Annotated in this window: 19 protein-coding genes; 10 read left to right on the top strand and 9 right to left on the bottom strand. The window is 73.0% G+C overall.

The annotated features are described in order from the left end of the window. Positions 1 to 194 precede the first annotated feature (194 nt). Positions 195 to 1,259, top strand: a complete 1,065-nt coding sequence (locus tag NAEX_RS49650; RefSeq protein ID WP_170135467.1) for a hypothetical protein — start codon at positions 195 to 197, stop codon at positions 1,257 to 1,259. Between the two features lie 537 nt (positions 1,260 to 1,796). On the opposite strand, the gene NAEX_RS04985 is transcribed toward NAEX_RS49650, so the two are convergent. From NAEX_RS04985 to NAEX_RS04995, 3 genes are all read right to left on the bottom strand, one after another. Next, entirely contained in the window at positions 1,797 to 3,116 is a 1,320-nt protein-coding gene (locus NAEX_RS04985; protein ID WP_096326376.1) for a radical SAM/SPASM domain-containing protein, read from the bottom strand. Beyond that, positions 3,113 to 3,391: a hypothetical protein gene (locus NAEX_RS04990; protein ID WP_096326377.1), complete on the bottom strand. Its 279-nt coding sequence runs from the start codon at positions 3,389 to 3,391 to the stop codon at positions 3,113 to 3,115. Before NAEX_RS04990 ends, NAEX_RS04985 begins: the two co-directional genes overlap by 4 nt. Positions 3,392 to 3,692: 301 nt before the next feature. Beyond that, on the bottom strand, positions 3,693 to 4,265 hold the full coding sequence (locus NAEX_RS04995) for a hypothetical protein (RefSeq protein ID WP_096326378.1): 573 nt from the start codon (positions 4,263 to 4,265) through the stop codon (positions 3,693 to 3,695). A gap of 162 nt (positions 4,266 to 4,427) precedes the next feature. Between NAEX_RS04995 and NAEX_RS05000 the strand changes: the two genes are divergently transcribed. Then, the gene (locus tag NAEX_RS05000) at positions 4,428 to 4,718 is read left to right on the top strand and encodes a tetratricopeptide repeat protein (RefSeq protein WP_143140774.1); all 291 of its coding nucleotides are present in this window, start codon (positions 4,428 to 4,430) and stop codon (positions 4,716 to 4,718) included. A gap of 387 nt (positions 4,719 to 5,105) precedes the next feature. After that, the gene (locus NAEX_RS05005) at positions 5,106 to 6,704 is read left to right on the top strand and encodes a hypothetical protein (RefSeq protein ID WP_096326380.1); all 1,599 of its coding nucleotides are present in this window, start codon (positions 5,106 to 5,108) and stop codon (positions 6,702 to 6,704) included. A 90-nt stretch (positions 6,705 to 6,794) separates the two neighbouring features. Here NAEX_RS05005 and NAEX_RS05010 read toward each other — a convergent pair whose 3' ends face one another. After that, on the bottom strand, positions 6,795 to 7,928 hold the full coding sequence (locus NAEX_RS05010) for a 3-deoxy-D-arabino-heptulosonate 7-phosphate synthase (RefSeq protein ID WP_096326381.1): 1,134 nt from the start codon (positions 7,926 to 7,928) through the stop codon (positions 6,795 to 6,797). Between the two features lie 839 nt (positions 7,929 to 8,767). Further along, complete coding sequence (locus NAEX_RS47320; protein ID WP_100793128.1) at positions 8,768 to 9,298, bottom strand: hypothetical protein; 531 nt, start codon at positions 9,296 to 9,298, stop codon at positions 8,768 to 8,770. 145 nt (positions 9,299 to 9,443) lie between these two features. Here NAEX_RS47320 and NAEX_RS49655 point away from each other — a divergent pair, with 145 nt between their 5' ends. Then, a complete protein-coding gene (locus tag NAEX_RS49655) occupies positions 9,444 to 9,596 on the top strand; it encodes a hypothetical protein (protein WP_170135468.1) in 153 nt (50 codons plus the stop codon). Positions 9,597 to 9,605: 9 nt separating this feature from the next. Here the strand turns inward: NAEX_RS49655 and NAEX_RS05025 are convergent, their stop codons facing one another. Beyond that, on the bottom strand, positions 9,606 to 10,568 hold the full coding sequence (locus tag NAEX_RS05025; protein ID WP_143140773.1) for a hypothetical protein: 963 nt from the start codon (positions 10,566 to 10,568) through the stop codon (positions 9,606 to 9,608). 211 nt (positions 10,569 to 10,779) lie between these two features. Next, positions 10,780 to 11,118 carry an OmpA family protein gene (locus NAEX_RS05030; protein ID WP_170135469.1) on the bottom strand — a complete coding sequence of 113 codons (339 nt, stop codon included), beginning with the start codon at positions 11,116 to 11,118 and terminating at the stop codon, positions 10,780 to 10,782. Between the two features lie 23 nt (positions 11,119 to 11,141). On the opposite strand from NAEX_RS05030, the gene NAEX_RS05035 reads away from it, so the two are divergent. Continuing rightward, a complete protein-coding gene (locus tag NAEX_RS05035; RefSeq protein WP_245913613.1) occupies positions 11,142 to 11,432 on the top strand; it encodes a biotin/lipoyl-containing protein in 291 nt (96 codons plus the stop codon). A 303-nt stretch (positions 11,433 to 11,735) separates the two neighbouring features. Then, positions 11,736 to 12,770, top strand: coding sequence for a WD40/YVTN/BNR-like repeat-containing protein (locus tag NAEX_RS05040; RefSeq protein WP_096326385.1), 1,035 nt, complete (start codon positions 11,736 to 11,738; stop codon positions 12,768 to 12,770). A 162-nt stretch (positions 12,771 to 12,932) separates the two neighbouring features. Here the strand turns inward: NAEX_RS05040 and NAEX_RS05045 are convergent, their stop codons facing one another. Continuing rightward, positions 12,933 to 13,856 (bottom strand): ribulose phosphate epimerase, encoded by a 924-nt coding sequence (locus NAEX_RS05045; RefSeq protein WP_096326386.1) that lies wholly within the window; start codon positions 13,854 to 13,856, stop codon positions 12,933 to 12,935. 325 nt (positions 13,857 to 14,181) lie between these two features. Continuing rightward, positions 14,182 to 14,550, bottom strand: coding sequence for a hypothetical protein (locus NAEX_RS05050; protein ID WP_096326387.1), 369 nt, complete (start codon positions 14,548 to 14,550; stop codon positions 14,182 to 14,184). Between the two features lie 666 nt (positions 14,551 to 15,216). Here NAEX_RS05050 and NAEX_RS47325 point away from each other — a divergent pair. The 4 genes from NAEX_RS47325 (at position 15,217) to NAEX_RS05070 (ending at position 18,846) form a co-directional block, all read left to right on the top strand. Further along, the gene (locus NAEX_RS47325; RefSeq protein ID WP_143140772.1) at positions 15,217 to 15,975 is read left to right on the top strand and encodes a hypothetical protein; all 759 of its coding nucleotides are present in this window, start codon (positions 15,217 to 15,219) and stop codon (positions 15,973 to 15,975) included. Beyond that, positions 15,972 to 16,940: a peptidase MA family metallohydrolase gene (locus tag NAEX_RS05060; protein WP_096326389.1), complete on the top strand. Its 969-nt coding sequence runs from the start codon at positions 15,972 to 15,974 to the stop codon at positions 16,938 to 16,940. Before NAEX_RS47325 ends, NAEX_RS05060 begins: the two co-directional genes overlap by 4 nt. Before the next feature lie 74 nt (positions 16,941 to 17,014). Beyond that, positions 17,015 to 17,626: a 16S rRNA (guanine(966)-N(2))-methyltransferase RsmD gene (rsmD, locus tag NAEX_RS05065; protein ID WP_170135470.1), complete on the top strand. Its 612-nt coding sequence runs from the start codon at positions 17,015 to 17,017 to the stop codon at positions 17,624 to 17,626. Between the two features lie 32 nt (positions 17,627 to 17,658). Further along, positions 17,659 to 18,846, top strand: coding sequence for a pyridoxal phosphate-dependent aminotransferase (locus tag NAEX_RS05070; protein ID WP_096326391.1), 1,188 nt, complete (start codon positions 17,659 to 17,661; stop codon positions 18,844 to 18,846). Positions 18,847 to 18,937 lie beyond the last annotated feature (91 nt).

Here is an 18,937-nt window from a genome sequence, read left to right on the forward strand (position 1 = left end):
AGCCGTCCCTGGGCAATGCCCTTGCTTCGTGGTGACTCACCTCGGCCCTGGCCTCGATCGTGACGGTGAGCATCTGCATTGTGGGGTGTCGCTCGGAGACACCCCAATCGTCCTGTCGCGCGCCGGCGCGCTTCGCCATGCGCGGCTGGCGGAACCCTAGACAGCACCAGGTGATATGATAGCTTCGTAGGGATATGAAGCTTTGCGACGCCTGTCACCGTCACGTGCGCCCGACCGAGGGGGCGTGCCCGTTCTGTGGACGTTCGCTGCGCACGACCGCCGCCGCTCGCCTGGGCGCGGTCGTCTTGCTCGGCGCACTCGAGACTGCGTGCAGCAGCCGGCCGGTCGGGGAGTTGACCGACAGCGACACCGCGACGCCGGGCACCAGCACGAGCGGCGACGGCACGAGCGGCGCGCTGACCAGCACGACCTCGACCAGCACGACCTCGACCACCTCGACCTCGACCACTTCGACGAGCGGCGTGGTGACCACCGAGGCGAGCAGCACCGGCGAGCTGTCGAGCACCGGCGACATCGACACCAGCGACACCGGCTGCAGCTTCTACGGCGGTTGTCCGGCCGACTTCGCCAACCCGTTCGAGTGCAGCACCTTCGACCAGGACTGTCCCGCCGGCGAGAAGTGCAGCGCGAAGGACAGCGGCGGGTTCGGGTTCGACGTGACCGAGTGCGTCCCGGTCGCGCGCGACCCGGACCAGCCCGGCGAGCCGTGCACCGTCGAGGGCGGGGTGGGCAGCGGCATCGACTCGTGCGACGTCGGCAGCAAGTGCTGGCACGTCGACGAGCAGACGCTCGCGGGCACCTGCGTGCCTATGTGCGGCGGCACGTTGGACGCCCCCGAGTGCGCGGCGAGCACCGCCTGCGTCCCGTTCGGCGACGCCCTCCACCTGTGCCTGCCGACCTGCGACCCGCTCGCGCCCGCCTGCGCGGCCGGGGACGTGTGCGTCTCCAACCCCGGCGACGCCGGCGGCCCGTTCGTCTGCGTCCACGACGCCTCCGGGGACGGCGGCGGCGAGTTCGAGCCGTGCGAGTTCCTCAACGGCTGCGACCTCGGGCTCGCCTGCCTCCCCCCCGACTCCGCCACCGAGTGCGACCCCGAGGCCGTCGGCTGCTGCTTGACCTACTGCGACCTGACCGCGCCGATGTGCAGCGGCGCCGGGGCCGAGTGCGTGTCGTGGTTCGAGCAGGGCCAGGCCCCCACCGGCCTCGAAGACCTCGGCGTCTGCGTACTGCCGCTGTGAACCGGCGATGTGTCCCGAAGGCCAGGTTCGCTTCGGCGGGCCCGCGCCTGGCCCGAAAGACAGCTCGCTTCGGCCTGGTCGGCCTCTGTCCAGAAGGACAGCGCTCTGTTCGCTCGATCGGAGCGACTGCCCCCGAGGACAGCCCGTGCCCCGGCAGACCCGGCGCCGACCCTCTAACAGCAAGTCCCGAAGGACAGCCCGCCGGTCACCTCCAGTGCGCACGCCCCGAAGGACAGCTCGCGCTTCGACCCCCCGGCGCCCTCCATGTCCCCGAAGGGCAGCTCGCGCCGTGCACCTCGACTAGGGCCCTGACCCGAAGGACAGCTCGTGCTCGGCCCACCCGGCGCCGGCCATCCTGTCCCGGAGTACAGCTCGCCGTTCCCTCGCGCGGAGCGCCTGACCTGAAGGACAGCTCGTACGCCTCCCCCGCCGAGGGGCAGCCTCCGCTCGCCCGGCCGGCGCTCCTGTCCCGAAGGACAGCTCGCGCCCCCGCACACCGGTCCCCGGCCCTCCATGTCCCGAAGGACAGCCCGCCGTTCACCCGACCGGCGCGCCCGGCCCGAACGGCTGCACGTCGCGACCGACGCGCGGGTCGTCGACCGCCACCGGCCCGCGCGCGGCGAGCTCGGGGTCGAGGGCCTCGCGGACCACGCGATACAGGCCGTGATCGAACGGCACCCCCGGGGCCGGCGCGACCGCCTCGATGCGCTCGCGCAGCCCGGCGCGCCCCAGCTCGAGCGCGCGGTGGTGGCAGTAGGGGTTGTTGCCCGGGCGACCCAGCAGCGGCTCGCTGGTGGCCGAGCAGCCGGCCATGCACACGTCGTTGTAATAGCAATCGCGGCAGTAGCCCCACAGGTCGTCGACCGTGCGGACGCGGGTGAACTGCAGCTCGGGCGCGTGCTCCCAGATCTCCCGCAGCGGCCGCTCGCGCACGTTGCCGGCCACGTTGGCCGGGCCGCCGAGGCTGGGGCAGCCCTTGATCGTGCCGTCGGCCTCGATCCCCAGCGCGTGGCGTCCGGCGATGCAGCCCTTGTAGTGCCCGCCGGCTTTCTGCCGCCCGCGCAGTTCGGCCTCGAGCGGGCCGAAGTAGCCGAGGTTGTTGGCCGGGAACAGCCGCAGCCCGTGCGGCGCGCCGCGGGCGATCAGCCGCTCGATCACCGCGAACACCTCGAGCATCATGAACGGCTGCAGCAGGATCTCCGGGTGGTCGGCGGCGTTGCCGAACGGCGCCGTGATCTGCAGCTGCCAGCCGCCGATCTTCTCGGCGATGAGCCGCTCCTGCAGCGCCTCGAGCGTCGGCAGCGTGAGGCGGTTGATCTGGGTGTTGACGGCCCTGCCGACCCCCGCGGCGCGCAGGCGGGCGAGCGCCGCGAACGCCCTGTCGAAGCTGCCCGGCACCCCGCGGAGGGCGTCGTGCGCCGCCTGCGTCCCGTCGATCGACACGCTGACGCTGCGGATCCCCGCCTCCGCCAGCGCGGCCACCCGCGCCTCGCCGAGGTTGAGCCCGCCGGTGGTCATGGTGCAGTCCATGCCGGCGTTTCGGATCGCCCGGGCGATCAGGATGAAGTCGTCGCGCAGATACGCCTCGCCGCCGATCAGCGTGATCTCGCCGATCCCGAGCGCGCGCAGGTCGGTGACGAGGGCCAGCGCCTCGGCGGTCGTCAGCTCGCCGTGCCGCGCCACGCCCGCCCGCGAGCCGCAATGGATGCACTTCTGATCGCACTTCAGCGTCAGCTCCCACACCGCGTAGCGCGGCCGGGGCGCCTCGCCGGCCACCCGCGTGAGCGCGCGGCGATCGTCGGGCCGCGGCAGCGAGGCCACCACCGGCAAGCGGCGGCGATTGTCACGCAGGCTCACCGTCGCAGGGTATCACGCCCGGGCGGCCTGTCATCCGGGTCGGGCGGACCGCCGTCGTCGTTGTGCTCGGGCCGCTGCTCCCGCTTGGCGACGATCACGTGCTGCGTCGACGGCGACAGCATCTGCTGCAGTTCCGCCAGGGCGTTGCCCGCCCCCGAGCCCGAGGGCTTGCGGACCCGATAATAGATGTACCCGCCGCGCTCGGCGGCCAGCAGCAGCCGGTCGAGCACGAACAGGCCGACGATCACGGCGAGCAGAGCGAGCGGCCACGGCACGACGAAAGACTACGCGCGCGCGCCGGTCACCTGACGCTGGCCGAGAGCCGCCCGGCGCAGGGACTGCGCCGACCTCTGCCCGCGCACCGGGGCTCGCACCCCTCGGACCTGCGCGGCCGCTGCCCGAGTCGCCAGGGCTCGCGCGTCTGCCCGGGCCTCGGCGACCGCTGCCCGAGTCGCCGGGGCTCGTCTGCCGGGCGACCTCGCCCGAGTCGCCGCAAGGTCGCGCGTCTGCCCGGCCCCGGCGACCGCTGCCCGCCTCCGGGGCTCGTCTGCCCGGGCCCGGCGGAGGGCCGTCGCGTCACTTGCCCTGCACGTCCGAGACGAACTTGGCCGCCGCCTTGCCGACGTTGCGGCCGGCCATCTCCATGCGCTGATGATCGGAGGGGGTGGTGAGGCTGGCGCCGACCATCGCCTTGGTGTCGATCACGTCGGTGACCTTGCCGTCCTTCTGCCACGAGAAGCGGGCCTCGAGCTTCGACGGCACGCTGTACACCGGCGTGAAGATGCCGGTCGTCACGTGGATGTAGGAGACCACGAGGTCGGGCGCGGCGTCGGCGGCCGCGGGCGTGGCGTTGATCCCGCGATCGCGCAGACCCTCGATGATCGCGGCGTCGGTCTCCTGCTTGATCTTGGCGAAGTCCGCCTTCTCCTCGTCTGTCTTTTCGGCCAGGTACTCGGCTTCGCTGGCCTTGTCGAGCACGGTGACCTTCGACCAGTCGAAGCCGATCGTCATGTTCGTCACGCCCTTCAGGGCCGACGGCGGCCCCGACTGCTGGACGACCGTGTACGGCTTGCAGGCGGTGACAGCGAGCGGAGCAGCGGCGAGGGCCCACACGAGGGCGAGACGGCGGAACTGGCGGAATTGGGTCATGGACGCGGAGGATATCTCGCCCGCGGCGGCAGCGGCGCCCTCGACCACCGCGCGCCTTACGCACACGCCCGCGCCTCCCGTGCGCGCTGACGACAAACCATGTCGCGACGACGCTCCCGGACAGTGACCGGACAAGAGCCCCGATCGCGCTAGCACTTCAACGTGACCGCGCCTTCCCTCCAGATGCTCCACACCTTCGATCACGGAGCGGCCCTCGCGCATTACGAGCAGTCGATCGCGCGGATCGAGGCCCGCTTCGGCGCCTCGCATCCGTCGCTGGCGGGGCTCCACAGCAGCGCCGCCGGAGAGCTGTGCCAGCTCGGTCGCTACGCCGCGGCGATCACCCGCGCCGAGCAGGCCATCGCCCTGTCGAACCTCGCCGGCAACTACGACGAGATCTTCGACGAGGCCCAGCGCGTGCTGGCGCGCGCCCGCGCCCGCGTTTTTCCCTGACCCCGTCGTCGCGGCCGCGTGATCGCCGATGAGCGCACCACGACCGCGCGGGGATTTGCCACCGCGTCACCGCGGACGCGTGGACCCGCCGCACTGACGAAGCCGCGCCCGCGCCCGAGCCCGAAGGACCCTCGGGTCCGCCATGTCGGCGCCTCGCGTCGCCCTCCGCCGTGACGCTCGCGGGGGGTCGCGGCGGCGTGGTTGTCGATCGCGTTCGCGCGCCTCGACCCGCACCGCAGCGATCGCGTTCGCGCGCCTCGACTCGCACCGCCGCGATCGCCACCCCGCAGCGATCGCGTTCGCGCGCCTCGACTCGCAACCGCCGCGATCGCGCCGCGCGGAGACATGCATTGTCGCGGGCCCTGCGGCTTGGGTAGCGTGCGTGCGATGCAGCCCTCGACCTTCAATTCGCCGCGCCTCCGCTTCCTCGTCGCCGGACCCCTGTCGCCGCGGCCGAGCGGGCGGCGCGGGCGGATCTTGCTGGCCGAGCTGGCCGAGCGCCTGACGCAGTCGCCGCTCACCCTCGACGTCGACGTCGGCCCGGCCCTGGGCGCCGCCGGCGAGCTCAAGATCAAGGCCAAATTCTCCCGCTTCCGCGACTTCTCGGTCGCCGAGGTCGTGCAGCAGAGCCTCGGCGAGCTGCACCGCCTGCGCGAGCGGCTGATCGCCCCCAGCGGCCGCCCGCGCAGCGACGAGCTGCTGGCGACGATCGCCCGGCTCGCCGGCCGCGGCCCGCTGCACGCCGAGATCGCCGCCTGCTTCGCCCCGCCGCCCCCGAAGCCCGCCGAGCCGGGCGGCGGCGACCTCGTCGAGGAGCTCCTGGCCCGGGGCTCGGCCGCGCCGAAGAGCGCCGCCAGCTCGGCGATCGACGCCGTCGTCCGCGGCTCCGTCCAGAGCACCCCGGCCGGCGCCGCCGCCGAGCCGTCGCGGGCCGCCCACGCCGCCCTGTCGGCCGCGCTCGCGCGAGCGGCCGCCGCCGTGCTCGCCGACCCGACCCTGCGGGCGGCGGAGCTGCGCTGGCGGGGCCTGCGGCTGTTCTTGGGGCAATGTCCCCGCGACCAGGATCTCGACGTGGAGCTGCTCGACGTCGACGCCGCCGGCCTTCCCGCGGCCCTGGCCGAGCTCGGCGAGCTCGACCCGCTCGCCCGCCCCGACGCCGTGTTCCTGCTCGACCCGGTCGGCAGCCTGGCCGAGGCCGCCGCGCTGGCCGAGGTCGCCGCCGACCTGCACGCGCCCGTGTGCGCCGAGCTGGCCCCCGCGGCCCTCGGGCGCGCCGACACGGCCGCGATCGCGGCCAGCGTCGAAAAGGGGGAGGACCTCGGCGAGGAGTTCGCGGCCCTGCGCGACAACCCGGCCAGCCGCTGGCTCGCGCTCGTCCTGAACGGCCCGGTGCTGGCCGCCGAGACCACGCCGGCCGGCGAGCGCGTGGTCGCCGGCGGGGCCGCCCTGGCCGTCGCCGCCCTGCTGGCCACCAGCCTGCGGCTCGGCGGCACCTTCGCCCGGCTCGGCCGCGACGCCGAGCTGCGGGCGCCGGCGACCCTCTCTTTCCGACATGGCCAGGAGGACATCCCGATCGGCACCGCCGCGCCCTGCTCCGCCGAGACCCAGCTCGCCCTGGCGCGCCGGGGCCTCGTCGCCGTCGGCGGCCCGCAGCAGAGCGACCTCCTGACCCTCGCGGCCAGCCCGACCCTCCACCGCAGCGAGGAGGCGTCGACCCTCGCCGGTCAGCTGCTCGTCGGCCGCACCGTCCGCTTCGCGCTGTGGGTGCGCGAGCGCGTGCCGGCCGGCGCCAGCGCCGAGCAGGCCGCCGACGCCGTCACCCGCGCCGCGGCGCTGATGCTCCTGCCCGGCACGCCCATCCGCCCCCGCTTCGGCGCCGCCCTCACCCAGGGCGAGTCGGGCCCGGAGCTCAAGATCGGCGCCTCGTACCCCGCCGCCCTCACCGGCGCCCCGGTCACGCTGTCGTTCGCGCTGCCGCTGTCGTAACAAGGCGGCCGGGACATGCTCGAAAGGGCATGTCCTCGCAGACATGCCCCTTCGCACATGCCCCTTCGCTTACGCGAAGGATCGCCGGCCTCAGTCGGTGCCGAGCATGCGGAGGATCGTCTTCATCTTCGGCGCCACGTGGGCCTCGTACTCGAGCACGGCCTCGACCAGGATCGCGTACTGGTCCATCACCAGCGCCTGGCCGGCGTCGCACAGCTGTTCGCGGCGCCAGGCCTCGGTGTGGACGGTCTCGGTGATCGAACCGTCGACGAGGTGGCCGCAGGCGGCCATCAGGTTCTCGGCGACGATCCGGTGGTCGCCGGCGACGTGGCTCGGGTCGAAGATGATGGGCAGGATCGTCTGCTTGCGCGCGTGCGTGCAGGCGTTGAGGTCGGGCTGGTTGCGGCAGTAGCCGCCCTTCGTGTACAGCGTCTTCATCCCGCGCTCGCACAGGACGATGTCGAGGTTGCCCTGGTTGGCGATGTACTCGGCCGAATAGAACCACTCCTCGGCCTCGTTGCCGAACCCGCGCTTGAGGATGACCGGCTTGCCGAAGCGGCCGACGGCCTCGAGCAGGTCGAAGTTCTGCGCGTTGCGGGTGCCGATCTGCAGCATGTCGGCGTGGGCGCCGATCTGCTCGACCAGGTTGTGGTCCATCACCTCGGTGACGTACGGCAGGCCGGTCTCCTCGCGCGCCGCGTCCATGATGGCGATGCCCTTCATGCCGAGGCCGCGCCAGTCGGTCGGCCGCGTGCGCGGCTTGAACGCGCCGCCGCGCAGCATCACCCGGTCGAGGATGCCGAACTTCTCGCCGACCTCGCGGGCCATCCGCGCGGTCGTCAGCGTCTGCTCGAGCGTCTGCGGCGAGTCGGGGCCGCACACGAAGATGTGCTTGCCGTTGCCGCCGCCGAACCGGCGCACCTTGCCGTCGAGGCCCTTGACCTCGACGACGCGCCGCTCGCGGTGCAGCGCCTTGCCCTCGTTGCCGCGGACGACCCGGGCGATGTTCTTGTAGCCGCCGGTCGGCTGCCACGCCGCGCGCACCCCGGGCAGGCCGAGGATGTAGCTCTCGCGGCTGGCGAACTCGCGGCTGTCGCCGATGATGTGGACGGTGTCGTAGACCCCGGTGCCCTCGCTCAGTTCGACACGATTGCCGAAGCGCACCGCGAGGTCGCGGATCTGGTCGAGGGTTGCCTGTCTGCCGCGTTCGAGCTCGATGATCATGGGCCCGACAAGCCTCGCTCCATCGCCGTCGCGGCGCAAGCTCGCCGGTCGCGCCGGGCATGCGTCCGCGCGCGACCCCGCCACCCGCAGTTGCCCGGCGCGGCAGCTCCGAGGGCGCTGCGGCCGGCGGCGCGCGCGGCGGAATACCGCACATGCCGACGTTCTCGTACCCCGGCGCTGCCGTACCCATCTCTTATCACTCTTGGGCCTCCAGCGCAGACGACGCTCCGCGCCGCGAATCCTGCCGGGGTCGTCCTCCCGCGGCGTGGGCCGGAGATCGATCCGGCCGACCACGTCCCGCGCGGCGCGGGACGTGTCGCCCCGTCCATGTCTCTTCGGTCATGCCCGATCGGGCATCTCCACCGCCGCGCAGCGTCAGTGACCACTCCCGAGTCCGTCGGCACACCGCCGTCGAGCTCGATGATCCGTCGAGCAACTGCCGAGGACTGCCCAGCAATGCGGCGGCGCCGACAAGGAGCCGGCGCGGTAGCGAGGCCGATCGGCACCTCGCCGATCGCACGCCCCAAGGGTGAGGGAGCAGAGCGAGGCGACGACACGACGGGCTCGATCGCATCGCCCGGGGCGCGCGGCCGGCGATGAACCTCGTGAGCTCCGGACGCCCTCTGCAGCCCCTTTCACGGTGCGCGTGTACACGGACCCGCGAAGCTCCGCGAGGGCCTGAATACCACTCCCCAGCGGTCGAGCCGCGCCCACCCGATGAGCGCGGGTGGTGTGATGATTTGTCCGCGCGCGACCCGCATGAATGCCAAGCGGCGAGGCTCGTGCGGCGGGAAACTCGTACCCACCTGGCGCCCGCTCCCGCGGGTCGCCGTGCGCGCTCAGGGAGCCTGAAGCTGGCCCATGAGCCAGTAAGGGCCGACGCACGCGGCGTCGAGCGGCGTCTTCAGCTGCTTGCGCAGCGCCTCGTTCAGCGAGACGTGGCCGCCGCCGGTGCGCAGCGGCTCCCCGACGCGGGCGACCACCTTGCCGGTGCCGTCGACGACCTCCACGCGGTCGCCCGCACGGCGCGCGGTGTAACCCGGCTGCCAGATCAGCAGGTGACCGGGCTGCTTGCCGTCGGGGCTGACGCGCAGGCAGCCGGACTGCTCGATCAGGGTGCCCGAGAGCAGGGCTTCCATGAACACATCGCTGGTCTCGCGCAGCTCCGGCAGGACGGGGATCGATCCGGCCGAAGCGGGAGGTTGCGCGGCGGGCTCGGGCGCGGGCGCGGGCGCGGCGGGCGCGGCGGGCGCGGGTGCGGGTGCGGCGGGCTTCGCGGCCGGGTGCGAGCCGGTGTCGTGGGCAGCCGAGGAGCAGGCGAGCGAGAGGGCGGGAACGAGGAGGGACAGGCAAAGGGCGAGCAAGCGCATCGCCGACCGTACGCCAGCGACGCGGCCGAACTTACAGGAGCGACACCGACGCCGTCGATCATGTCCGTGCTGCGCGGGCCGACCGAGGTCGTCAGGACGCCGAGCAGCACCTCGGTGAATCGCTGGTGCAGCCGCGCGAAGATCCATGAGCGACCTCCGGATCGCCTCGGTCCAGCTCGAGCGCTTCAAGCTCGAGTACACCTGCCCGTGTTCCGGCAAGATGGCCTCGCATCGCGGGTGCCGTCCGTCCGCCGGCGATCCGCGGAGCACCCGGCTCTGCGACCAGGCTGTCCCTTGAACGGTCCGACTACGGGTACCGATCGAGCTGCTCGAGCTCCGCGAGCACGTCCCTCCGCAAGCGATCGGACGCGGCCCGCCAGCGCTCGAGCAGCCCGGCGCGGCCCGGCTCGCGGCGGAGGCGGTGCAGCGCATACGCGAGCGCCCACGTGATGCCCTTGCGATCGTCGAAGCACCTCAGCGAACCCGCGAGGCGCTCGATCAGCGCGAGCGCGGCCGGCGGATCGAAGCGCGCGAGCTCGCTGGCCCGGAACGCGGCGGCCCGGCGATCGCCCCGCGCCAGGTCGTCCGCGAGGGCGCGCTCGACCAGGCCGAGCTTCACCGCGCGAAACTCCGCCTCCGTCACCGCCGGGCTCGTCGCCGGCGGTCTCGCGGTCAGGGCCGCGAGCCCGCCGTGGTACAGGCGATCGAACTCCTCGGCCGTCAACCAGTCGACGTCGTCGACGAGCAGCAGCGGCGTGTCGACCAGGCGAGCGTCGGCCTCGGTGACGAGCCGGACCGGGATCGGCGTGGCCGGGCGGCGCAGGCGACCGACGAACGCGTCGTCGTCGAGCGACGCCGCGAGCCACTCCCAGAACGCCTCCTCGTCGGCGCCCGGGCCGACCGCGAACGCGGCGGGCTGCTCCTCCTCCGCCGTCCACCACAGCTCGAGCGCCCGGCCGTGAAACGCCAGCAGCTCCGCGTCTTCCGGGGTCGCCTCGTCCAGGTGCAGGCAGAAGTCGCCGAGCGGCGCCGGCGGCCCGGCCTCGCCCGCGCCCGACCATGCCCACGCGAGCGCCCCGGCCTTCGCGTCCGCGAGCGCCTCCGCGAACTCGACCGCCGGCTCGGCGAAGTTCGGCGCGGTCGGCCGGACGACGCGGACGAGCAACGCCGTGCGCGTCGGGGCGGCGGCGGGATAGAAATAAAAGCGCTCGTGGCCGATGCCCATGCACGACGGTGCCACGACCGCGCCGGCCCTGACAAGCGCGAGCACGATGGCGCGCGAGCATCCCACCCCCCGCCTCTGCGACTCGAACGCAAGACGGTCGAGCCGTCGCGCGACAGCCGGTCCGCGAGAACCTCCGTCCCAGCCCATCCGCGCCGCCTCTCGGGCGACGGCCAAGAATGCAGGTCCACCCGCCTGTCCAGCGCCCCCGAGGATTCGTCGAAGCCGGTCGCGTGGGACTTGCCGAAGCTCGACGCTTTCATCTGCGAGACAGGCAATCCAGACGATTGAAGCACTCTTGCACCGCCCGCGCGCGCCTCAGGCCGAGCGCGAGGTTGTATTCGGCCGACCCGCGCGGATCGGTATTTCCCTCGATCTGGAGCTGGAAGTGCGGCTGATTCTGCAGCTGATCGGAGAATCGCTGCAGCTGATCCCGGATTCGTCGGTCACCGCGTCGCTGTCGAAGTCGAAGTCGATGCTCGGAGGAGAGGTCGTGTTCATTGTTCCATCCTGCACCGATCGTCGAGCCGAATTGACCGGCGTTCTCCCTGAACAGCACCCGCGGGCGCCCAGGGGCGCCCACGAGCGCCCATTGCACGACCTGCGAGATGCGACAGACGGATGGTCGCCACCGGCGTATACGTCCGACATCAGGAGCGCGACGCGATGATCGATGTAGTCATGCCCCAACTGGGCGAAGATATTGCCGAGGCAACAGTCTCGCAGTGGCTTGTGCGTGTAGGGGACGCCGTGGTCAAGGACCAGCCGCTCTTGGAGGTCGAGACGTCGAAGGCCGACGTCGAGATCCCCTCACCGACGAATGGCGTCGTCGAAGCCATCGTCGCAGCGGTCGGGGCGACAGTCGCCAAGGGGGACTTGCTCTGCCGGATCGACGAGACCCGCACGGGCTGAGGCCGCCTTCCTCCCCCGGCACGGAGGCTCGCCAGCAGAACCCGGGCCTTCTTGCGTCTCCTGCCCCGGCCACGCGCGCGTGAAGGTGCGAGCGACAGCAGGCGCGCCGATCCTCCTCATGCCCCACGGCGCCGCGCCGGCTGGTGTCGTGGCCCGCGTGTCGGACCTGATGATGGCCACGCGTCCCACCGACACGACCCCGTGCTCCAGCGCGTGCGCGTCCGGGCGGCCGAAGTCGAACGCAGGTCCGAAGCACGTCGTGGCGCAGCCCGGACGCTCGAGGTACGCTCGGCGCATTCGCTTATGTCGCCCACGAGACTGACCCTGCTGCTCTTCGCCGGTACTGTGGGATTCGCGTGTCACGATCCTCCGAATGAACACGAGGAGTTCTGCGCCTCCGACGTCGTCTTCCGGATCCTCTTCGAGGTCCAGGACTCCGAGGTCGACGCCGATCTGGACGCGGTCGCTCGCTCCGGGCGCACCACCGCCGCCCTGACCGTCGACGGCCGCCTCGCCGTCGCCGACGCCGACGGCGTGCTCCGCTACATCGACGCCCAGCCCGCGGCGCGCCTGCGCCACCTCGCCATCGCCCCCGCGCCCTGCAAACCCGCGCACGTGTGCGAGACCGCGGCGCTCCTCGCCGTGGGCGACGGCGGCGCCGCCTGGCGCTCCGTCGACGGCGGCCGCACCTACGCCGCCCTCGACCTCGGCATCACCGCCGACCTGCGCCACGTCGAGTTCGTCCTCCCCCTCGTCAGCCCGGAGCCGCAGGTCGGCATCGGCTTCATCGTCGGCGACGGCGTCCTGCTGCGTTCGACGGACGAGGGCGCGAGCTGGCAACCCGTCGCGCTGGCCGCCGCCGACGCCGGCTCCTTGCACGCCGTCGAGGGGATCGACGATTGGGCGTACGCCGTCGGCGACGCCGGCCTCGTGCTCGAGAGCCACGACTACGGCGTCACCTGGACCCGCCTCGCGCACCCCTTCACCGACGACCTGCGGCGCGTGCACACCGACCATCACGAGGCCCTGGCCATCGTCACCGCCGACGGCGCCGTGCTGCTCAAGGACGACGCGGGCGCGCTGGTCCGTCACGAACCGCAGACCCCGCTCGTCGACGTCGTGCCGATCCTCGACGAGGGTCTGCTCGCCGCTTACGCCGATGGCCGGCTGGGCCCGTGGCCCGAGTCCTCGGGAGTCGCCGAGGCCATCGAGCTGCCCGCCCTCCCGCGGGTCCTGTCCCCCGCCAACAGCCTCTTGACCGTCGCCGGCGCCGGCGGCTCGCTCGCGGCGGTATGGACCGAGGACAGGAAGTTCGCCTGCGAGGCCCAGCCCTACTGACCGCGAGGACATGTCCCGGCGGCCATCTCGCGCCGACCACCGGGGCCGACCGTCCGGCCGGCGAGTGACGGGCGCTCGCCCGCTGTGCCGTGGTCGGGAGCCGTACGAAGCCCCGGGATCCAGGGAGTTCCCGGGAGGAACTTCGCGCGCAACCGCCGGCTTCTACTGCGGCACGCCGCAGACGCCGACGTTCTCGAATCCGGGCGGCGCCTGGCCCTCTTCGTACCAGGCGAGGCATTCCGCGTTCTGCCCGGTGCAGACGCCGGCCTCGGTCGTGTCGCAGAACGCGACGCAGCAGCCGATCGCCATCGGGTCGCACTCGAGCGAGATCTCCGGGTTGGCGCAGGTGAAGCCCTTGTCGCACGCGTTGATGTACTCGCACGCGTCGAATTCCTGGCCCTCCTCGCCCGAGGCGTCGAGGACGCACAGGAACGCGTCCGGGTTCTGCGGGTTCGGGATGCACAGGTCGTCGCCCGGGCAGTCCTGCAGCAGCGGGTCGCAGAACGGCAGGCACAGCGTCAGCACCCCGTCGTTGGAGATCAGGCACGACGTCATCGGCGCGGCGCAGTCGGGCGCGTCGGGCGAGCCGATGCACAGGGCCACGCACACGCCGACGCCGTCGACGACGTCCCAGCACATGTTGCCCTTGTCGCAGTTGTCGATGCCGCTGACGCCGCTGCCCTCGACCGTGCACGGGTCACCGACCTGGCCGGCGTTCTCCATCACCGGCGTGCACTTCAGCGACTCCCACGCGTTGTCGCCGTCGCCCGAGTACGGCATGCATTTCTGTCCTTCGGGACAGTCCTGCGTCCACTGGTCGCACTCCTTGGTGCCGCCGCCGCCGTCGGGCGGCGTGATGAACGACCCCGCGGTGGTGGTGCTCTCGCCGTCGGTGACGCCGGTGGTCGGCTCGGCCGGCGTCGTCGTCGACGAGGTCGAGGTCGTCTGGTCGGGCCCACCCGTCGACGTATCGCCCTGCGTCCCGCTGGTGGTGGTCTCGTCTCCGGTGGTGTTCGTGGGATTCGGATTCGTGGCACCGGTCGCCTTGCCGCCGTCGTCGCCGCACGCCGACAGGAACACGCTCACGAGCGCACACGAGATCAATCTATTGGGTAGTACACGCATCTCTTCCCCTCCGGGAGGGGCGCCATCGAGCATGCCCCGTCCATCCGCCGAGGATGCCATAACCGCCAAAGCCGCTGCAACAGTCGAGTGGTCTTTCTCTCTTCTTCGCGCGCCTCGCTCGTGAAACCTCTGCCCCCTCGCGCCGAACAGCGTCCCGGACCGTCAGAAGGCCGAAGCGCGGTCGAGTGCGCGGAGGAACGAGGCTGAGAGCGCCCGGGCCATGGCCCCCGTCGCACCGCGGCTGCGAGCGCGGATTGCATCAGCGCGTGGCCTGTGGGCGCGGCCATCACCGCGACAGTCCGCGAACGGCGAGACCCGCGATCAGCGAAAAGAGGATCCATTGCGGCAACTCGCGCACCCGGGCTCGCAGGTGGATCGCCAGCGTCAGGTTGAGCAGCGCGAAGGCGACGGCCAGCGCCGCGGCGAGGGTCGCCGCGGACCGATGGGCCTCCGATCGCGCGGCCGCGCCGAATGCAACGGCCATCGCGACGAGCACGACCGTCACCATGTGCCACGCGTACAACGCGGTGAACCGCGGCACGCGGGCGAGGCCGGAGGCGGCGATCGGCCGCGCCACTTCGGGACCACCGACGAAGGCGTGGATCGCCGCGCACCCGAGGGTGGCGAGCGCCGCGCCGAGCAGCCATGCATTCATGGCGAAACGATGGGCCGGACCCGTCGCGTCGCCAGCTTCGCCCCGGCGGCTCGCCGCCGTGATCGGCGTGTTGCTCGGCGAGCGGTGGCCGCCGAGCCGGCGTGACGTGTCCCATAAGACAGGCGCATCGCCCCTGGATCGCTCGCGTGGCGCCCGTCGCGGCCGCGGGACGAGCGGCAGATCGCCGGGCGGCCGTCGCACGCCCGTCCGGCCCGTCGCTCACCGCAGGCGCTTCACCGGTCCTCGCGCCTCGCACCGGTGATGCCCGCGCCCGCAGCCGCGTGCGAGCGAGGGCTCGCGCCGCTCCGGGACGGGTCCTCGCGCCTCGCGTCGGTCACGCCCGCGCCCGCAGCCGCGTGCGAGCGAGGGCTCGGCCGCTCCGGCGACCGCTCGACGCCTGCGCCGCGACGGTGCCGAGGCCGTCGCATCATCCCCTGTCGTGCGTCGTCCCGCGTGGTCCAGGCGACTCGCAGATCGAGCGTGGGACCGCGACGCGCCCTGCGGCGCACGCCGGCGGCTCGCCTGCCTCCGCGGCGGCGAGGTCCGACTACCGTCGCCGCGGCCCGGTCATTCCCGCCGCCCGCATGACTTCGCCGCCGTTGACACGCGCCCGCGGACGCGCAAGAACCGGCGCGCATGCGGACGGCCCGGCGATGCGGCGCGCTCGTGCTGGCAGGCCTCGTCGCCCTGCCGGGGCCCGCGCGCGCGGCCGACCTGCGGCCCGTCGACGCGCCGCTCGAGGTGCCCGTGCCCCCGGCGCCCGAGCGGCCGGTCGCCCCGGCCGGCGAGCCGCCCGCCGAATCACCTGTTCCATCGGACATGTCCCGGGGCACAGGTCCTGAAGCACATGTCCCCGAGACCAGGGCCGAAGGGCCAGCTCCGCCGCCGCCGCCGTCGCTGGCCCCCGGGGCCGGGCTAAGCAGGCCCGAGGGGGCGATCACCGTGGCCGTCGGGCTCGGCCCGAGCGCGCCGGGGACGAAGCCCGAGGTCGCGCTGGTCGACGCGCTGGAGCGCGCGGCGCGGGCCTCGGCGGCCCCCAGGGCGACGGTCCGCCGGCTCCGCGCCGGCGTCGGCGAGGGTAAGCAGGTGTGCCGCGAGCGCCGCGACGACCTGGTGATCCTGGTCGAATACCTCGCCGACCGCCCCGACCCGGTGCTCCTCCCGCACGACTGCCGGCTCGACCGGGCGCTCGGCGTCCGCGGCTCCGACGCCGCGAGCCACCCCGAATTGATCGCAGCGCTGTGGAGTGAGCACGAGTCGCTGGTCCGCGACGGCGCGAAGGAGCGGCGGCGGACCCGGTTGGGTCCGAAGGTGCGGACGGGTCTCATCGCCGGCGGGGCGATCCTGGCCGTCGGCCTGGCCATCGGCGTCGTCGTCGCGGCCAGCTTGCGCCGCGAGATCGTCGTGCTCACAGTCAGTCCATGACCCGTCCCTGGCGCGCGGCGCTCGGCCTCTTCCTCGCGGCGTTGTTGTTCCTGTTCGTGGCGCCGCAGGCCGCCCGGGCCGACGTGAGCCGCCCCGTCGGCTGGTCCCTGGCGAGCGCGACGTCGCAGGTGCACGTCGGCCGCGTCACACTCCGCTACGACCCGCGCCTCGAGGACGAGGCGCTGGCGGTGGCCCGCGAGATCCCGCGAGCCTGGTCGGAGATCGAGCACGAGCTGGCCGGCGACCTCGAGGACACGCTGACGATCCACTTCGTGTCTCACTCGGGGCGGATCGCCGAGGGCACCGGCATGCCGCAGTGGGCCGCAGGCGTCGCTCACCCGCCGACCGGCGAGATCGCGATCGCCGCCCACGCGCCCGACGGCTCGCTGACCGACCTCGACGGCCTGCTGCGCCACGAGATGGCCCACGTCGCGCTGTACCGGGCCACCGGCGGCCAGCCGCTGCCGCGGTGGTTCCACGAGGGCGTGGCCGAGAGCTTCGGCGAGGAGATCGATCTGATGCGCAGCCAGACGCTGGCGGGCGCGATCTTCGGGGCCGGCGTGCCGCACCTCGAGCAGCTCGAGCAGAACTTCCGCGCCACCGACGCGATCACGGCCACGGTCAGCTACGCCGCCGCGCGTGACTTCGTCAACTTCCTCCGCTGGCGCGACGAGGACGGCTCCGACCTGCGGCAGGCGCTGGCGCAGGTCAAGCAGGGCAAGAACTTCGAGGCCGCGTTCGTCAACGGCTTCGGTCGCACGCTCGCCGAGCTCGACACCGAGTGGCGCGGCGGCCTCACCGGTCGCTTCATGTGGTTCCCGATCGTCAGCGGCGACGGCCTGCCGATGGCGCTCGCGTTCCCGCTGGTGTTCCTCGCCGCCGTCCGCCGACGCCGCCACCTGCGCGAGGGCTGGGCCCGGCTCGAGGCCGAGGACGCCGCGCTGCGTGCGCCGTTCGCGGCGTGATCTTCACCTGTCGCTCGGGACAGGTCGACGGGGAGCAGTGGGCGCGCGCCGCGACATGAGGTATACGCCCGGGCGTGCAGCGGATCAGCGGAGGGAGCCTGCGCGGGCGGGTGTTGAAGTCGCTGCCGACTGTGCCCGGCTTGCGGCCGACCGGCGCGCGCGTGCGTGAGGCGATCTTCGACCGCCTGCAGCACGAATTGCGCGACGCGGTGGTGCTCGACCTGTTCGCCGGCTCGGGCGCGCTCGCGTTCGAGGCGCTGAGCCGCGGCGCCTCGCGGGCCACGCTGGTCGAGCGCAATTCGGCGGTCGCACGCCACCTCCAGGCCCAGATCCGTGAGCTTGCGCTCGGCGATCGCGCGCGCCTTTGGCACGGCGACGCGGCGACGTTCTTGCGCCGACATTCGGGCGCGTCGGAGCTCGCGGGTCCTTACGACCTCGTGTTCGTCGATCCGCCCTACGACGACACCGAGGCCGTCCTCGCCGCGGTGCTGCCTGCGCTGATCGCCGGCGGCTGGCTGGCTGAAAGCGCCGCGCTTGTATGCGAATATGACCGCGCTGGAGGGCACGGGCCGCCCGCGTGGCCGCAGGGCCTGGTCGTCGAGACGACCCGGCACTACGGCCAGACGGCCGTCGAGTTCCTCCGCCATACTCAAGACTACGACCACGGGGGCCCACAGCAGTGCTAAGGCGCGAACTTGAGACCAATGCACGAGCCCAGGTGCTGAGCGAGTCGCCGACGCTGGCGATGTCGGCGCGCGCCAAGGAGCTCAAGGCCCAGGGCGAAGAGGTCCTCGACTTCAGCGCCGGCGAGCCCGACTTCCACCCGCCCGCCGCCGTCACCGCGGCCGTCATCGACTACGTGCGCACGCGTCCGGTGCACTACGCGCCGGTGCCCGGCCTGCCCGCCCTGCGCGACGCCGCCGCCGCCGAGTTCGCGCGCTACCACGGCCGCCCGGTCACCCGCGGCGAGGTCCTGGTGTCGTGCGGCGCCAAGCACAGCCTCGCCACTCTGTTCATGGTCACGCTGTCGCCCGGCGACGAGGTCGTGATCCCCGCCCCGTACTGGGTCTCGTACGCCGACATGGTCCGCCTCGGCGACGGCGTGCCGGTGATCGTGCCCACCCGCCGCGAAGACGGCTGGCGCCTGCAGCCCGAGGCGCTGGCGGCGGCGCTCACCCCGAAGACGCGCTTCATCGTGCTCGGCAACCCGACCAACCCGACCGGCGCCGGCTACCCCGCCCCGCTGCTGCGCGCCCTCGGCGAGGTCATGGCCCGCGTCGCGCCGAACTGCTGGCTGCTCGTCGACGACATCTACCGCCGCCTGGTCTACGGCGGCTTCGAGCACGTCAGCGCGATCACCACCCTCGCCGACGTCACCGAGCAGATCGTCGTCGTCGACGGCGTGTCGAAGAGCTACTCGATGACGGGCTACCGGATCGGCTTCCTGCTGGCCCCGGCCAAGGTCGTGTCCGCCGCCTCGCGCCTGCAGGGCCACACGACCTCCGGCGCGGCCACGGTGTCGCAGATCGCCGCCCTCGCCGCCCTCACCGACCCGAGCTGCGAGGCCGCCGTGCAGGACATGCACGCCGCCTTCACCCGCCGCCGCGAGTTCATGCTCGCCGGCCTGGGGGCCCTGCCCGGCCTCGACATCGTCGCCCCCGACGGCGCCTTCTACCTGTTCTGCGACATCTCGCGCCACATCGGCCCCGGCACCCAGTTCGCCGACGACATTGCCTTTGCGACATGGCTGTTGGAGCAGAAGCTGGTCGGCACCGTGCCCGGCACCGCCTTCGGCGCCCCCGGCCACCTGCGCCTGTCCTACGCCGCCGCCGACGAGACCCTGCGCGGCGGCGTCGAGCGCCTCGGCGAGGCCCTCGCCGGCCTGCCGCCACCCCGCGCGGGGTGACCGGCCGTCCCCGCGCGCCACGACCTGTCCCTCCGGACATCCTCGTCGTCCCCCGCGCGACCTGCCCCGCCGGACATCCTCGTCGCCCGGC

The organism is Nannocystis exedens, from assembly GCF_002343915.1.
GTDB classification, from domain to species: domain Bacteria; phylum Myxococcota_A; class Polyangia; order Nannocystales; family Nannocystaceae; genus Nannocystis; species Nannocystis exedens.

Coding starts and splice junctions, on each gene's coding strand:
- NAEX_RS49655 (WP_170135468.1), top strand. CDS start 9,444: ATGAGCGACCTCCGGATCGCCTCGGTCCAGCTCGAGCGCTTCAAGCTC.
- NAEX_RS05060 (WP_096326389.1), top strand. CDS start 15,972: ATGACCCGTCCCTGGCGCGCGGCGCTCGGCCTCTTCCTCGCGGCGTTG.
- NAEX_RS49650 (WP_170135467.1), top strand. CDS start 195: ATGAAGCTTTGCGACGCCTGTCACCGTCACGTGCGCCCGACCGAGGGG.
- NAEX_RS05005 (WP_096326380.1), top strand. CDS start 5,106: ATGCAGCCCTCGACCTTCAATTCGCCGCGCCTCCGCTTCCTCGTCGCC.
- NAEX_RS05050 (WP_096326387.1), bottom strand. CDS start 14,550: ATGAATGCATGGCTGCTCGGCGCGGCGCTCGCCACCCTCGGGTGCGCG.
- NAEX_RS05040 (WP_096326385.1), top strand. CDS start 11,736: ATGTCGCCCACGAGACTGACCCTGCTGCTCTTCGCCGGTACTGTGGGA.
- NAEX_RS04995 (WP_096326378.1), bottom strand. CDS start 4,265: ATGACCCAATTCCGCCAGTTCCGCCGTCTCGCCCTCGTGTGGGCCCTC.
- NAEX_RS05010 (WP_096326381.1), bottom strand. CDS start 7,928: ATGATCATCGAGCTCGAACGCGGCAGACAGGCAACCCTCGACCAGATC.
- NAEX_RS05035 (WP_245913613.1), top strand. CDS start 11,142: ATGGTCGCCACCGGCGTATACGTCCGACATCAGGAGCGCGACGCGATG.
- NAEX_RS47320 (WP_100793128.1), bottom strand. CDS start 9,298: ATGCGCTTGCTCGCCCTTTGCCTGTCCCTCCTCGTTCCCGCCCTCTCG.